At 70.3% G+C, this 13,748-nt stretch carries 14 protein-coding genes; 6 read left to right on the forward strand and 8 right to left on the reverse strand.

The genetic code is table 11. From position 1 onward, the window contains the following. Positions 1-45: 45 nt before the first annotated feature. Positions 46-786 carry an alpha/beta hydrolase gene (locus ABH920_RS26375; RefSeq protein WP_370351807.1) on the reverse strand — a complete coding sequence of 247 codons (741 nt, stop codon included), beginning with the start codon at positions 784-786 and terminating at the stop codon, positions 46-48. Positions 787-890: 104 nt separating this feature from the next. Between ABH920_RS26375 and ABH920_RS26380 the strand changes: the two genes are divergently transcribed. The 4 genes from ABH920_RS26380 to ABH920_RS26395 all read left to right on the forward strand — a co-directional run bounded on the left by ABH920_RS26380 (position 891) and on the right by ABH920_RS26395 (position 4,957). After that, positions 891-1,901 carry an ABC transporter ATP-binding protein gene (locus tag ABH920_RS26380; RefSeq protein ID WP_370351808.1) on the forward strand — a complete coding sequence of 337 codons (1,011 nt, stop codon included), beginning with the start codon at positions 891-893 and terminating at the stop codon, positions 1,899-1,901. Position 1,902: 1 nt separating this feature from the next. Next, positions 1,903-2,919, forward strand: a complete 1,017-nt coding sequence (locus tag ABH920_RS26385) for an ABC transporter permease (RefSeq protein WP_370351809.1) — start codon at positions 1,903-1,905, stop codon at positions 2,917-2,919. A gap of 86 nt (positions 2,920-3,005) precedes the next feature. After that, positions 3,006-4,070, forward strand: coding sequence for an ABC transporter ATP-binding protein (locus ABH920_RS26390; protein WP_370351810.1), 1,065 nt, complete (start codon positions 3,006-3,008; stop codon positions 4,068-4,070). After that, a complete protein-coding gene (locus ABH920_RS26395; protein ID WP_370351811.1) occupies positions 4,067-4,957 on the forward strand; it encodes an ABC transporter permease in 891 nt (296 codons plus the stop codon). The genes ABH920_RS26390 and ABH920_RS26395 overlap by 4 nt, the downstream gene beginning before the upstream one ends. A 45-nt stretch (positions 4,958-5,002) precedes the next feature. Here ABH920_RS26395 and cax read toward each other — a convergent pair whose 3' ends face one another. The 4 genes from cax to ABH920_RS26415 all read right to left on the reverse strand — a co-directional run bounded on the left by cax (position 5,003) and on the right by ABH920_RS26415 (position 9,390). Next, positions 5,003-6,100: a calcium/proton exchanger gene (gene cax / locus ABH920_RS26400; RefSeq protein WP_370351812.1), complete on the reverse strand. Its 1,098-nt coding sequence runs from the start codon at positions 6,098-6,100 to the stop codon at positions 5,003-5,005. 20 nt (positions 6,101-6,120) lie between these two features. Further along, positions 6,121-6,885: a class I SAM-dependent methyltransferase gene (locus ABH920_RS26405; RefSeq protein ID WP_370351813.1), complete on the reverse strand. Its 765-nt coding sequence runs from the start codon at positions 6,883-6,885 to the stop codon at positions 6,121-6,123. Positions 6,886-7,202: 317 nt separating this feature from the next. After that, a complete protein-coding gene (locus tag ABH920_RS26410) occupies positions 7,203-7,520 on the reverse strand; it encodes a hypothetical protein (protein WP_370351814.1) in 318 nt (105 codons plus the stop codon). A gap of 79 nt (positions 7,521-7,599) precedes the next feature. Then, positions 7,600-9,390, reverse strand: a complete 1,791-nt coding sequence (locus ABH920_RS26415; RefSeq protein WP_370351815.1) for a 3-hydroxyacyl-CoA dehydrogenase family protein — start codon at positions 9,388-9,390, stop codon at positions 7,600-7,602. A 146-nt stretch (positions 9,391-9,536) separates the two neighbouring features. On the opposite strand from ABH920_RS26415, the gene ABH920_RS26420 reads away from it, so the two are divergent. Then, positions 9,537-10,508: an LLM class flavin-dependent oxidoreductase gene (locus tag ABH920_RS26420; protein WP_370351816.1), complete on the forward strand. Its 972-nt coding sequence runs from the start codon at positions 9,537-9,539 to the stop codon at positions 10,506-10,508. A 159-nt stretch (positions 10,509-10,667) separates the two neighbouring features. On the opposite strand, the gene ABH920_RS26425 is transcribed toward ABH920_RS26420, so the two are convergent. The 3 genes from ABH920_RS26425 to nucS all read right to left on the reverse strand — a co-directional run bounded on the left by ABH920_RS26425 (position 10,668) and on the right by nucS (position 13,146). Then, positions 10,668-11,072, reverse strand: a complete 405-nt coding sequence (locus tag ABH920_RS26425) for an SCO5389 family protein (protein ID WP_370351817.1) — start codon at positions 11,070-11,072, stop codon at positions 10,668-10,670. A 302-nt stretch (positions 11,073-11,374) separates the two neighbouring features. After that, positions 11,375-12,343, reverse strand: coding sequence for a hypothetical protein (locus tag ABH920_RS26430; protein ID WP_370351818.1), 969 nt, complete (start codon positions 12,341-12,343; stop codon positions 11,375-11,377). 125 nt (positions 12,344-12,468) lie between these two features. Further along, positions 12,469-13,146, reverse strand: a complete 678-nt coding sequence (gene nucS / locus ABH920_RS26435; RefSeq protein ID WP_194916373.1) for an endonuclease NucS — start codon at positions 13,144-13,146, stop codon at positions 12,469-12,471. A gap of 277 nt (positions 13,147-13,423) precedes the next feature. Between nucS and ABH920_RS26440 the strand changes: the two genes are divergently transcribed. Continuing rightward, entirely contained in the window at positions 13,424-13,747 is a 324-nt protein-coding gene (locus tag ABH920_RS26440; protein WP_370351819.1) for a hypothetical protein, read from the forward strand. Position 13,748 lies beyond the last annotated feature (1 nt).

The raw sequence follows: 13,748 nt of genomic DNA on the forward strand, positions 1-13,748 counted from the left end.
GCGGGACGCCAACCGAATATCCGCGTGTCCGCTACTCGGTGTCCGCTACTCGGCGAACGTCTCGAACTCCCCGTCCCACGTCGTCGCCAACGGATACGCCGCCGGATTGACCCGCTTCACGATCTCGTTGTGCACGCGCTGGACGTACTTCTCCCCCACCCACAGGTGCTTCGCGCCGTCCACACCGATGACCTCGGCCTGCGGAATGCGTGCGAACCGCTCACGAGCCTCATCGGGCCGCAGGTAGTCGTCGAACTCCGGCACCAGCACCACGACCGGCTTCCCGGAAGCGGCCCACCGGTCCAGGTCCTCCGGCCGCGAATAGCGCAGCGGCGGCGAGAGCAGGATCAAGCCGTCGATCGTCGGGTCGTCGCCGTACATCAGGGCCAGATCGGTCCCGAACGACCAGCCGACCAGCCACCGGTTCGGCAGGTCCTCGAAGTCCGCGAACTCGATCGCGGCCTGGACGTCGAACCGCTCCCCCACCGCCTCGTCGAACTCGCCCTGGCTCCGGCCGGCCGGCGAGACCGTGCCGCGGGTGTTGAACCGCAGCACCGCCAGGTCCGCCAGCGCCGGCAGCCGCCAGGCCGCCTTGCGGTAGACGTGGCTGTCCATGAAGCCGCCGTGCGTCGGCAGCGGGTGCAGCGTGACCAGGGTGCCGGCCGGCGTGCGGCCTCCCGGAGGCAGCGCCAGCTCGCCGATCAGCTCCAGGCCGTCGGCGGTGGTCAGGGTCACCGGACGGCGCTCGGCCGGCAGGATCGTGGTGGCGCGGATCTCGGTGCTCATCGTGATCCACGGTACCTCCCCCTACTAAGGGCTAATACCGGACCCGGCAACGAAAGACCTAAGGCCGACGACGGGCCCGCCTCAACCCCGATACGGTCGGGGACATGATCGAAGCTACAGGGCTCACCAAGCAGTACGGCGACAAGAAAGCCGTAGACGGCTTGACGTTCACCGTGCGTCCGGGGGTGGTGACCGGCTTCCTCGGTCCGAACGGCGCCGGAAAGTCGACGACCATGCGGATGATCCTGGGCCTGGACGCGCCGTCGTCCGGCACGGTCACCGTCAACGGCCGCCCCTACGTCAAGGCCGTGGCCCCGATGCGCGAGGTCGGCGCATTGCTGGACGCCAAGGCCATCCACGGCGGCCGCACCGCCTACAACCACCTGCTGTGCCTGGCGCAGTCCAACCACCTGCCGGCCCGCCGGGTCGACGAGGTGTTGGAGCTCACCGGCCTGCGCGAGGTCGCCAAGAAGCGCTCCGGCGGCTTCTCCCTGGGCATGGGCCAGCGGCTGGGCATCGCCGCCGCCCTGCTCGGCGACCCCCGGGTGCTGATGTTCGACGAGCCGGTCAACGGCCTGGACCCGGACGGCATCCGCTGGATCCGCGAGTTCATGCGCAAGCTGGCCTCCGAGGGCCGCACGGTCTTCGTCTCCTCGCACCTGATGTCCGAGATGGAGCACACCGCCGACCACCTGATCGTGATCGGCCGCGGCAAGCTGCAGGCGGACTGCTCGGTGAAGGAGTTCATCGAGCGCAACTCCGAGCAGACCGTCACGGTGCGCACCCCGGACCCGATGAAGCTGATGCAGCTGCTGGCGGGCAACGGCGCGCGGGTGACCAACGACGCCAGCGGCCTGATCACGGTGCGCGGCGCCAGCCCGCAGCAGATCGGCGACCTGGCCTACGACAACCAGATCCGGGTGCACGAGCTCGCGCCGCACCAGGCCTCGCTGGAAGAGGCCTTCATGGAGATGACCAAGGACGACGTGGAGTACCGCGCGGTCAGCGTCGGACAGCAGGGCCCCGGCGGTCCTGGTGCGCCCGGCGGACCCGGCGCGCCAGGCGGACCGCAGAACCCGTACGCCGCCCCCGGCCAGATGATCGGAGCCCGTTGAGATGAGCACCCCCTCGCAGATCGGGCAGCCGCAGCATCCCGGGTACGCCGCGCCGGGCCAGCAGGTACCGCAGGACCCGAACTTCGGCGGCCAGTACGGCGCCCCGGGCCAAGCGGGTCAGCCGGGCCAGCTCGGTCAGCCGGGTCAGCCCGGCCCGCCGAACCAGTACGCCCCGCAGGGCCAGCCCGGCTTCGCCCCGAACCAGCCGAACCAGCCGAACCAGCAGCCGGCCTTCGCCGGCCCCGACCCCTTCCCGCAGGCGAAGGCCACGTTCGGCGCCGCCCTGCGCTCGGAGTGGACGAAGATCCGCACCGTCCGCTCCACCTTCTGGACGCTGCTGATCACCGCGGTCATCACCATCGGCCTCGGGTCGCTGATCGCCATGGGCTCCTCCAGCCACCCGTCCCCGGACGACGACTTCACCGCGAACTCGATGTCCGGCCTGTTCTTCGGGCAGCTGGTGATCGTGGTGTTCGGGGCGATGGCGATCACCGCCGAGTACAGCACCGGCATGATCCGCACCTCGCTGACCAGCCAGCCGCGGCGTGCCACGGTGTTCTGGTCCAAGGCCGCCATCGTCGCGTTCGTGGCCCTGGTGATCGGGCTGATCTGCTCGTTCGCGTCGTTCTTCATCGCCTCGGCGATCTACTCCGGGCACCACATCACCCTCAGCCTGTCCGACCACGGCGTGCTGCGCGCGGTGATCGGCGGCGGCCTGTACATGACCGTCACGGCTCTGCTGGCCTTCGGCCTCGGCGCCCTGCTGCGGCACACGGCCGGCGCCATCACCACCGGCGTCGGGCTGCTGTTCGTCCTGTTCATCCTGGTGCAGTTCCTGCCGGGAACCTGGCGGCACGACATCGGCAAGTGGATCCCGTTCAACGCCGGGCTGCAGATCATCACGACCAAGCCGCAGACCGACATGCTCTCGCCCTGGGCCGGATTCGGGGTGTTCGCCGTCTATGCGGCCGTCGCGCTGATCGGTGGCGCGATCGTGATGCGGAGCAAGGACGCTTAGACGCTGCTTTTCCACGCCTTTTCCGTAAGCTTCGACACGGAGCCAGGGCACACTGGCTCCGTCTCGTGCTGTCTGAGGGGGCCGCCGTGATCGAAGTGCACGACCTGTCCAAGCGGTACGGCGACAAGATCGCCGTGGACCACTTGACGTTCGCCGTGGAACCGGGCCACATCACGGGCTTCCTGGGCCCGAACGGGGCCGGCAAGTCCACCACGATGCGACTGATCCTGGGCTTGGACCGCCCGCAGTCGGGCACCGCCACCATCGACGGGGTCCCGTACACGGACCTGCGCGAACCGCTGCGCAAGGTGGGCGCACTGCTGGAGGCGCGCGCCGTCCACACCGGCCGCTCCGCCTACAACCACCTGTGGTGCCTGGCGCAGAGCCAGGGCCTGCCGCGCAAGCGCGTGGACGAGGCGCTGGCCCTGGTCGGGCTGACCGAGGTGGCGCGCAAGCGGGCCGGGGGCTTCTCGCTGGGCATGGGCCAGCGCCTCGGCATCGCGGCCGCGCTGCTCGGCGACCCGCAGGTGCTGATCCTGGACGAGCCGGTCAACGGGCTGGACCCGGAGGGCGTGCTCTGGATCAGGAACCTGATGAAGTCGCTGGCCGCCGCCGGCAAGACCATCTTCGTCTCCTCGCACCTGATGAGCGAGATGGCGCAGACCGCCGACCACCTGGTGGTGATCGGGCGCGGCAAGCTGATCGCGGACGAGTCGGTGGACGCGTTCATCGCGCGCTCCTCCGAGCGCTCGGTCCTGGTCCGCACCCCGCAGCCGGCGCAGCTGGCCAAGGAACTGGAGCGGGCCGCCGTCCCGGCGCTCGGCGACGGCTCCGCAGAGGGCGAAGGCGAGGGTGCGGTCACGGTGACCACCGCCGACGACGGCGCCCTGATCGTCCGCGGCATGGAGGCCGCCGAGATCGGCGAGAAGGCGGCCGCGGCGCGCGTCGTCCTGCACGAACTCACCCCGCAACGGGCCTCGCTGGAGGAGGCGTTCATGGAACTGACACGCGGCGCGGTCGAGTACCACGTGGGTCCGGATCAGGGCTCGGATCAGGGCCCTGGCGCGATCCCGGCACAGACCCAGGACACTCCCCCGGTCGCCTCGGTCGCCCAGACCGCGCCGGTCTCCGAGAGCGAGGTCGCCGAATGACCGCCCCGACCACCGACGCCACCACCCCGAGCGGCCCGGGCCGCCCGGGCGGCCCGAGCCGCCCGACCGGATCGGTCTCCGCGAACGAGGGCCGCGGCGCGGGCGCCGCGTTCCCGCGCCTGTTGGCGATGGAATGGACGAAGTTCCGCAGCGTGCGCTCGACAGTCTGGTCGCTGCTCGCCTTCGTGATCCTGGCGCTCGGCCTGTCCGCGCTCATCACGGCGTTGACAGTGAACAGCTGGGCCAAGGCGGACCCCGACCAGCAGGCCGCATGGATACGCGACCCGACCGGCAACATCCTCGGCGCCGGCTTCTTCCTGGGCCAGCTGGCGATCTGCGTCCTGGGCGTCATGGTGATCACGTCGGAGTACTCCACCGGCATGATCCGGGCCTCCCTGCTCGCGGTCCCGAGACGCACCCCGATGCTCGCGGCCAAGTCGGTGGTCTTCGCCGTGGTGGCCTTCGTGGTCACCGAGATCGTCTCCTTCGGGGCGTTCTTCATCGCGGCCCCGATCCTGCACAGCAAGGTCCCCGTGAGCCTGGGCGACAAGGGCGTCCTGCGCGCCCTGGTCGGAGCCGGTCTCTACCTGACCATGCTCGGCCTGTTCGCGATGGCGATCGGCGCCCTGATCCGGCACACCGCGGGCGCCATCACCGGCGTCATCGCCTTCGTCCTGGTGCTGGCGCCGCTGGCGCAGCTCCTGCCGGGCTCGGTGGGCAAGCACATCCACGCGTACCTGCCGACCGAGGCCGGGCACCTGGTCGCCCAGTCGGCACCGGGACCGAAGGATCTGCTGTCCGCCTGGCAGGGCTACGGAGTCTTCGCGCTGTGGACGGCACTGTTGTTGGTCGCCGCCGAGTGGATGCTCAAACGGCGCGACGCTTAGCGTTCCGGGGCTAGGTGCTCGCCTTGCGCGAAGTGAGGCGAGCACCTACCCCCACCAGAACGCCGTCGCGATCAGCACGTAGAGCCCGATCATCGCGGAGCCCTCCAGCCAGTCGGACTCCCCGTCCGAGATCAGGTAGAGCACCGCCACCGTCGCGATCCCGACCGTCGTGACCAGCATCGGGTTGAAGACCAGCGTGAACGCCGGGCCGCCGATCACCGGCGACAGCAGCACCAGCGCCGGCGCGAGCACCAGAGCGATCTGCAGCGGGCTGTTCAGCACCACCGACAACGCGTGGTCGGTGCGGTTCTGCCACGCCAGCTTCACCCCGACCGCGTTCTCCACGGCGTTGCCGGCCAGCGCCACGATCACCAGGCCGGAGAAGGCCTGCGAGATGTGCAGGGAGTGCATCGCGGGCGTCAGGGCATTGACGAACTGGTCCGAGACGTAGGCGGCACCCATGGCCGCCACGACCAGAACCCCGATCGCCAGCCAGAGCGGCCACGGGTTGTCCGCGTCGATCTCCTGCTTCACCTCCGCGGCCTCCTCGGCGGCGGTCGGCTCCAGATCGCGCCGCAGGCTCACCGGGATCGACAGCGCGAAGACCGCCAGCAGCACCACCGCCGTGACCCGGGCCAGCGCGACCTCGTGGCCGGCGGCCGGGGAGTGGATGTAGGCGGCGAGGCTGGGGATCAGCATCGAGGCCACCGACAGGATCATCAGACCCATGATGAGCCGGGCCCGCTGGATCGAGAACCGCAGGACGCCGTGCCGCGCGCTGCCGACCACGAACGAGAGCCCCAGGACCAGCAGCAGGTTCGCCATGATCGAGCCGATGATGGCCGAGCTCACCACCGTGGTCAGCCCGGCGCGCAGCGCGAACACGGACACGAACAGCTCCGGCAGGTTCCCCAGCGCCCCCTGCAACACCCCGACCGCCCCGGCCCCGAGCCGGTCGGCCAGGTGGTCCACGGCGCGCCCGACCATCGCCGCCACCAGCGTGACGGCGACCGCCGTGATCAGGAACGGGGCCAGCGAGCCGGACGTCACGAGTGCCGAGCCCAGAACCGCGAGCCCGGTCAGGCCGAACAGGATCAGATCCGACCGGGAGAAGACTCGTGAGGCCCCCGTGAGTGCGGTCATGCCGGGGACTATAGGGGATCTCAGGCCTCGGGCTTGCGCGCCTCGATCAGGAACCGCCGCGAGTACCCCACGAACGACCCCTCGCGCTCGATGTGCTCGTGCAGGCGCGCCAGGTCGTCGCGGTACTTCTCGACCGTGAAGTCCGGCACGAACCAGATCACCTTGCGCAGGAAGTAGACCATCGCCCCGACGTCGAAGAACTCCATCTTCAACTCGGCCTCCTGCAGGCTCACGAGTTCGAGCCCGTTCTTGGCCACCTCCTGGCGCGCCGCCTCCGGCTCCCGGAAGCTCCTGCCGGTGGGCTTGGGACCCAGGAACCACTCGTAGACCTCGTGGCCGCTGTCCGGGCCGATGTGCTGCGAGAAGTAGGTGCCGCCGGGGGCCAGCACGCGGGCGATCTCCCGCCAGTGCGCCATCACCGGGTGCCGGCTGGTGACCAGGTCGAAGCTGCCGTCGGCGAACGGCAGCGGCGGCTCGTCCTCGTCGGCGACGATGACCACGCCCTTGGCCCGCAGGTTCGCCTGCGCGACCGCGATGTTCGGCGGCCAGCCCTCGGTGGCGACGGTGGCGCCGGACGCGCGCTGCGGCACCCCGGCCAGCACCTCGCCGCCGCCGGTCTGGATGTCCAGGTGCAGGTGCGCGCGGCCGATGCGCTCACCCATCTGCCGCTGGTAGCCCCAGGGCGGGCGCTCCTCGGTGGCGCGGCCGTCGAGCCAGGAGAAGTCCCAGCCGCTGACGTCGACCGCGTCGGCCTCCGCGATGAGTTCCTCGAATGTGCGGTCCATGGCGGAAATGATCGCGGGTCGGCGCGCCCGGCGCCAAGGGTACGGCGTGTCCGCGCCCTGACTTTGTCGAAGCGTTACCTCGGACGGTGGCGGCGCCACGCTTTCCGACCCGGCGCCGTCGAGCCCGGCGCCGTCGAGCCCGGCGCCGTCGAGCCCGGCGCTGTCCGGCCCGGCGCAGTCCGACCGAGCTGCGGCCGCGCGCCGTGCTTTCCGGCCCGGCGCCGTCGGGCCCGACGCAGTCCGACCGGCGCAGTCTGACCCGCCGGCGGCCGTGCGCCGCGCACCGCGCTTTCCGGCCCGGCGCTTTCCGGCCGGCGCTACCTGGCGCGCCGCCGCCCGCGCGCGTTCCAGCACGGCGTGTGCCAGTGCCGCCGGTCGTGGATGCCCTGGCCGAGGTCCTTCGGCCAGGCCACGACGTGCGGCACCCCGGCCCGGATCTCCTGGTCGCAGCCGGGGCACCGGTACACCTTCTGCGCCGCCTGCCCCGGGATCCCGCGCACGGCCCAGTCGCGGCCGTCGGGACCGGGCTCGATCCGGTCGTAGCCCAGGACCCGCGAGGCCATCCGGGCGGACGCGCCGTCCTGCTCGTCGTCGGGGACGTCGGAGCGGCGGGGCGGGCGGCGGCGCGGGCTCATGCCTCCAAGGGTAGTCAGAGCGCGCGCCGCGTTCGGCCGTGCGGGTCCCCTGTCAACCGAATATTCGGCGCCGGCCGGGTCAGCGGGAGCTGTAGTCCCGGAACCCACGTCCTGCCTTGCGTCCCAGGTATCCCGCGGTCACCAGGTGTTCCAGCAGCGGCGCCGGGGCGAACCCGGGCTCGCGGAACTCCAGGTAGAGCACGCGCTGGATGGCCAGCGACACGTCCAGGCCGACGACGTCCAGCAGTTCGAACGGCCCCATCGGGTACCCGCATCCGCGCTTCATCGCGGTGTCGATGTCGTCGGCGGTGGCGTAGTGCGCCTCCAGCATCTTCACCGCGTCGTTCAGGTACGGGAACAGCAGCGCGTTCACGATGAAGCCCGCGCGGTCGCCGCAGTCCACCGCGACCTTGCCGAGCTTCCCGCACACCGCGTGGACGGTGGCGACCACGTCGTCCGCGGTCTTCACCGTGCGCACCACCTCGACCAGCTTCATCACCGGCGCCGGGTTGAAGAAGTGCACGCCGACCACGTCGGCCGGGCGCTGCGTGGCCATCGCGCACTCGATGACCGGCAGCGAGGAGGTCGTGGTGGCCAGGATCGCGCCGGGCTTGCAGAGCTCGTCGAAGTTCGCGAACAGCGCGCGCTTGACCTCGACGTCCTCCACGACCGCCTCGACGACCAGGTCGCAGTCGGCGAGGTCGGCCAGGTCGACGGTGCCGTGCAGCCGGGCCAGCGCGGCGTCCCGGTCGGCCTCGGCGAGCTTGCCGCGCTGCACGGCCTTCTCCAGCGAGCGCGTGATCGCGGCCCGCGCGGCGTCCACCTTGGCCGAGGACCTGGCGACCAGCACGGTGTCGTAGCCGGCCTTGACGCAGACTTCCGCGATGCCGTTGGCCATCGTGCCGGAGCCGACGACGCCGATCCGCCGCACCTCGCGGACCTGGTCGCCGTGCCGGCCCAGCCCGCCGGCGCCGGGGGTCTGCTCGTCGTCGACCACGACGGGCGAGTCAGAGCTCTCATACGTGTAGAACCCGCGGCCGGTCTTGCGGCCGAGCAGCCCGGCGGTCGCCATCTGCTTCAGGATCGGCGCCGGGGCGTGCAGCCGGTCGCGCGACTGCCGGTACATCGTGTCCAGGATCTCGTAGGCGGTGTCGATCCCGATCAGGTCCAGCAGCGCCAGCGGGCCCATCGGCAGGCCGCAGCCGAGCTTCATCGCGGTGTCGATGTCCTCGCGGGTGGCGTACTTCTGCTCGTACATCGCCACCGCGTGGTTCAGGTAGCCGAACAGCAGCGCGTTGGCGATGAAGCCGGCCCGGTCGCCGCAGGTGACGTCGTCCTTGCCGAGCCGGCGCACCAGCGCCTCGACGTCCTCGACCACCTCCGGGTCGGTGACCACGGTGCGCACCACCTCGGCCAGCTTCATGACCGTGGCCGGGTTGAAGAAGTGCACGCCGACCACGCGCGAGGGGCGCGCGGTCGCCACCGAGATCTCGGTCACGGACAGCGCCGAGGTGTTGGTGGCCAGCACGGTCTCCGGCGGACAGATGGCGTCCAGCCGCTGGAAGACCGAGCGCTTGAGCTGCAGGTCCTCCGGCACCGCCTCGACGACCAGCTCGGCGGCGGCCAGGTCGTCCAGGCTGGTGCTGAACGTGACGCGGTCCTGGAGCTCCGCGGCCTCGGCGTCGGTCAGCTTGCCGCGCTTGACCGCGCGCGCCACGGAGGCCTGCAGGTGGCCCCGGCCCCGGGCCAGCCCGGCGTCGTCGACCTCGACCCCGATGACCTTGATCCCGTTGCGGGCCATGACTTCGGCGATGCCGGCGCCCATCGTGCCCAGGCCGACGACGCCTATGGTGGTGAACTCGCGGGGCATGGGTATCCGTCTCCTTGAGTTTCGGTGACTCGCAGCTACTAGAGGGATGGAGTCTGCGGTTACTGGCCAGTATCTACGCGACACCCCTGTTCTGACAGCACCTTCTTGCCTGTGAGAGTCCCCACATGGGTTACACACTGGTACCCATGCGCATCGGTGTTTTTCTGTTGGCAGCGGGCTTTCCGGGCATCTCGCCGGAGCAGACGCTGCGCACCGCACTGGACTACGGCGTCGCCGCCGAGGACGCCGGCTTCGACGACGTCTTCATGGCCGAGCACCACTTCATGCCGTACGGCACCTGCCCTTCAGCTCTCACTTTCGCCGCTCTGCTGGCCGGACGCACCCGGAGCATCGGCATCGGCACCGCCGTGACAGTGCTGAGCACGGCGCACCCGGTCGCGGTGGCCGAGCAGGCGGCGATGCTGGACGTGCTCACCGGCGGCCGCTTCACGCTGGGCGTGGGGCGCGGCGGGCCGTGGGTGGACCTGGAGGTGTTCGGGACGGGCCTGGAGGGGCTGTCCCGCCGGTCGTTCGCCGAGGCGCTGGACCTGCTGTGCGCATGGGGTTCGCAGGGCACTGTTTCGTACGACGGCGAGTTCCACCGGTTCCGGGAGGTCCCGGTGGTGCCGCGCGGTCGGCCGCCGATGCTGGTGGCGTGTACGTCCCCTGAGACCGTCGGCATGGCGGCCGACCACCGATTACCCATGCTGCTCGGAATGCACGCCGATGACGCGGAGAAGGCGGCGATGGTCCAGGCGTATGGAGCTGCGGCGCCTCATGCTTCGGCGGTCGTCGCACAGGTCGCGGATTCACGGGAAACGGGAATCAGGTTTCTGCGACAGACGATGCCGCCGTGGCTGCGGCCGGGGCTGGCGGGCTATGTGCGGTTCGACGGAACGACGCCGCCGACGCGCGATGCGGACGACTACGCCGGGTTTCTGACGAGGATCCATCCGGTCGGACCGGCGTCGTACTGCGCCGAGCGCATTCTGGAGGCGCGGCAGGCCACGGGGATCGAGCACTTCCTGCTGTTCGTCGAGGGTGGCGGGCCTGAGCACACGCTGGGGAATATCAAGGCACTGGGTGAGTCGGTGCTGCCACTGTTGCGCGCGGCCTGAGCGCGCCTACGCAGCAAAGCCGGTGGCGTCCCCTGCCCCCTGGGACGCCACCGGCCGTTCGCAAGTCCTCCGGCCTCGATTCGGGAGCCCGCACCAGCCCGTGATCAGTACGGCTCATCCGCACCCGAACCGTCCCCACCAGCTCCGGGGACCCGCGGCTCAGCAGTCGCGCAGCAACGGCGACTGGTTCAGAAGCTGAGCACGAACCGACGTGAACCTGCTGTACACCTCGGTGTCCTTGGCCGTCCCGGCCGGGAACACCGCGACGCGGTGGCAGTTCTGGAACGCCAGCCGGACCCCGAAGTGCCGCTCCAGGCAGCCGCGGATGGCGTCGCTGGCCAGCGCGCGCAGCAGCTGCCCCCGGGCCTGCTCGTCCGGCGGCGGCGTGGTGTTGTCGACGAAGCCGACGTCGCCCGCGCCGTCCACGTGCAGCCGGGTCGACAAGTCACTGACCATCCGCCACGCGAACGGCAGCGAGTCCCGCACGCACTCGGCGAACTGCTCGTCCGACACCTCGCCGCGCTCCGCGGCGTCAAGCAAATCCGGGGAAACATCGAGGGACATATCAGGGGACTCCTCCCGGTAGGGGATACACCTAGAGGCATGGCCCATCCCAGAGGTCTTCTAACCTGTCGGAGCTAAGGGCTTTCAAAACGGCATCAGCACACGACCGATGTCCAACATCTCCCGCCTCTCCCTGCCCAGAGGTGGTGTGGCCGTGATGTGGACGGAAAGTGCCCGACGCCGGGGGCGCGCGCCGTGTCTCCGCGCTCCCGGCCGTCGGGGTTCCCCGGTTTCCGCACCCGTCAGCGCTCGCCGGCGCCCACCGGTGCCGGTCAGTGCCGGTCAGCGTCCGTCAACGTCCGTCAGTGGTAGCCGACCGCGTGCAGCCGAGCCTTGTAGAACTCCGCCCCATATGACAGCCCGCGCGTGAACGACCGCGCGCCGGAGGCGTTGAAGAACTGCACATCCGGGTTCACCCAGTTCCGGCTGTCCCCGTGATACGTCTTCCCCGTGCTCTGCACCCAGAACGCCTCCCCCGAGGAGTGCTGGCTGAACGACTTCACCGCGTGGTTGGCGTGCACAGTGCTCACCGCGTGCGTCGTCTTGTTGATCGCGACCACTGCGGTGCTGTGGGAGACCAGCAGGATGCCGCTGTCCTTGTACGAGGCGTCCAAGCTGTGCCCCAGGTTCCCCGCGCCGATCGACACGGTGACCCCGCCGACCAGCCGCGTGTTCCGATAGCTGCCGCTGACCGCGTACGACGTCGCCTTTCCTTGCCCGACGGCCCAGAACCGCTGGTGCACGTCGTCGTACCAGAGCCCGTGCGCACCCGGGAAGTCGATGGTCTGCACCAGCCGCAGCGTGCTCGGGTCGTTGACCGAGCTCGGGCCGTAGACGTGCAGGTACCCGCCGGAGGACGCCGCGACCACCGCGCCGACGTCGGGGATCCGCTCGATCGCGTGCGGGTTGGACCCCGGCGACGCTTCCCACAACAGGCTTCCGGTCCCCTGCGTCCCCGAGGCGTTCTTGCGCACGATCCCGACGTTCCCGCCGGAGGCCGCGACCAGCGCCACCTCGCCGAACTTCGCCGTGCTGCGGAACTTCACGTCCGACAGGTTGGCCCAGCCGCCCCCGCCGGGCGACCACACCCAGTGAGGCGCGCCCCAGCCGGCCGCCGAGGAGTAGATCTGGATCTGGTTCCGGTACTGCTCGCACACCGCGACGTCATAGCTCGCCGCCGCCTGAGCCGACCCCTCGGCCAGCCACAGCGCGGCCGGCGCCGCCGCCACGGCCGCCGTCCCCGCGAGCAGTGACCTTCTGCTGAGTTGCATTCTCGCTCCCACCGTGTCGTTTCCCGTAGGGGCAACATCCTGATTCACCCGCTCGGCCGCAGCCAAGGGTCCGGGGCGAATTTGGGACGGTGGGAAGACGAGAACGCTGGAAGCCGCGCGAGACCTCAGAACAACCGGGAGCTCGGGTCGTCCATCCCCCGCAGCACCTCGTAGTCCAGCACCGCGCACTCGATGCCGCGGTCCGCCGCCAGCACCCGCGCCTGCGGCTTGATCTCCTGCGCGGCGAACACCCCGCGCACCGGCGCCAGCAGCGGGTCGCGGTTCAGCAGCTCCAGGTACCGCGTCAGCTGCTCCACGCCGTCGATCTCGCCGCGCCGCTTGATCTCCACCGCGACGTGCGCCCCGTCGGAGTCCCGCGCCATGATGTCCACCGGCCCGATGGCCGTCGGGTACTCGCGGCGGACCAGCGTCCAGCCGGTGCCCAGGGTCTCGATCTGCTCGGCGAGCAGCTCCTGCAGGTGCGCCTCGACGCCGTCCTTCTGCAGCCCGGGGTCCACGCCGAGGTCGTGGCTGGCGTCGAGCTCGACGTCGCGCAGCGTGATCACCAGGCGCTCACCGGCCTTGTTGGTGACGGTCCAGACGATGCGGCCGTCCTCGTCGCCCTCGGACTCCTTGAGCACGCAGGGCGGCGACATCCAGTTGAGCGGCTTGTACGCGCGGTCGTCGGCGTGGATCGAGACGCTGCCGTCGTTCTTCACCATCAGCAGCCGCTTGGCCTCCGGGAGGTGCGAGGAAAGCCGTCCGGCGTAGTCGACGGTGCAGTGGGCGATGACGATGCGCATGGGATCGGAGCCTATCAACGCCGACGATCCTCAACGCCGCTATGACCCCTTTCGGGGCAGGCGGGTCATGAACCGACCCTGAGTGCTTCCCCTATCGCAGTACTAGTCCCGCATACGCACATCGCCGTAACCCGTTCTCGCAGTTGCCGCTATCATTCAGCTCGATACGCTGCTAACCCGCACTCTGTCCGTCACGGCAGGGGCGTGTAGGGGAGCACGCATACGCCTCGTCGATAGTGTCGATGGGCGCCGTTTCGACGCGAGGAGTCGCAGACCGATGAGTTTCATAGCCAAGTGCCTCGAGATCACTGAGAAGAGCTTCGAGGGCGCGGTGACGGAAGCCGAGGAGTGGAGCGCCCACCGGCACGGCGCGAAGCTGTTCATGAAGCTGGGTATCGCCTACTACGCCGAGCAGCGCCTGGAAGGCCACCACGAGCCCGTGGAGCGCATCCTGAACGCCCTCGACGGCCACGCCGCCGAGCACGGCGAGACCGGCCTGGACCACCTGCGCGCGGCGCACGAGGTGCTGGGCCGCGAATTCGCCGGCGAGCACCACCCGGACGCCATCGCGGAGAAGGAAGCCGCCGCGGCCGACGCCTGAT

Origin of the sequence: Catenulispora sp. EB89 (assembly GCF_041261445.1) — a bacterium.
GTDB lineage: Bacteria > Actinomycetota > Actinomycetes > Streptomycetales > Catenulisporaceae > Catenulispora.

Bases quoted from the DNA above. Each gene is read 5' to 3' on its own strand.
- ABH920_RS26440 (WP_370351819.1), top strand. From the start codon at position 13,424: ATGAGTTTCATAGCCAAGTGCCTCGAGATCACTGAGAAGAGCTTCGAG.
- ABH920_RS26380 (WP_370351808.1), top strand. From the start codon at position 891: ATGATCGAAGCTACAGGGCTCACCAAGCAGTACGGCGACAAGAAAGCC.
- ABH920_RS26405 (WP_370351813.1), bottom strand. From the start codon at position 6,885: ATGGACCGCACATTCGAGGAACTCATCGCGGAGGCCGACGCGGTCGAC.
- nucS (WP_194916373.1), bottom strand. From the start codon at position 13,146: ATGCGCATCGTCATCGCCCACTGCACCGTCGACTACGCCGGACGGCTT.
- ABH920_RS26430 (WP_370351818.1), bottom strand. From the start codon at position 12,343: ATGCAACTCAGCAGAAGGTCACTGCTCGCGGGGACGGCGGCCGTGGCG.
- ABH920_RS26410 (WP_370351814.1), bottom strand. From the start codon at position 7,520: ATGAGCCCGCGCCGCCGCCCGCCCCGCCGCTCCGACGTCCCCGACGAC.
- ABH920_RS26385 (WP_370351809.1), top strand. From the start codon at position 1,903: ATGAGCACCCCCTCGCAGATCGGGCAGCCGCAGCATCCCGGGTACGCC.
- ABH920_RS26375 (WP_370351807.1), bottom strand. From the start codon at position 786: ATGAGCACCGAGATCCGCGCCACCACGATCCTGCCGGCCGAGCGCCGT.
- cax (WP_370351812.1), bottom strand. From the start codon at position 6,100: ATGACCGCACTCACGGGGGCCTCACGAGTCTTCTCCCGGTCGGATCTG.
- ABH920_RS26415 (WP_370351815.1), bottom strand. From the start codon at position 9,390: ATGCCCCGCGAGTTCACCACCATAGGCGTCGTCGGCCTGGGCACGATG.
- ABH920_RS26395 (WP_370351811.1), top strand. From the start codon at position 4,067: ATGACCGCCCCGACCACCGACGCCACCACCCCGAGCGGCCCGGGCCGC.
- ABH920_RS26425 (WP_370351817.1), bottom strand. From the start codon at position 11,072: ATGTCCCTCGATGTTTCCCCGGATTTGCTTGACGCCGCGGAGCGCGGC.
- ABH920_RS26420 (WP_370351816.1), top strand. From the start codon at position 9,537: ATGCGCATCGGTGTTTTTCTGTTGGCAGCGGGCTTTCCGGGCATCTCG.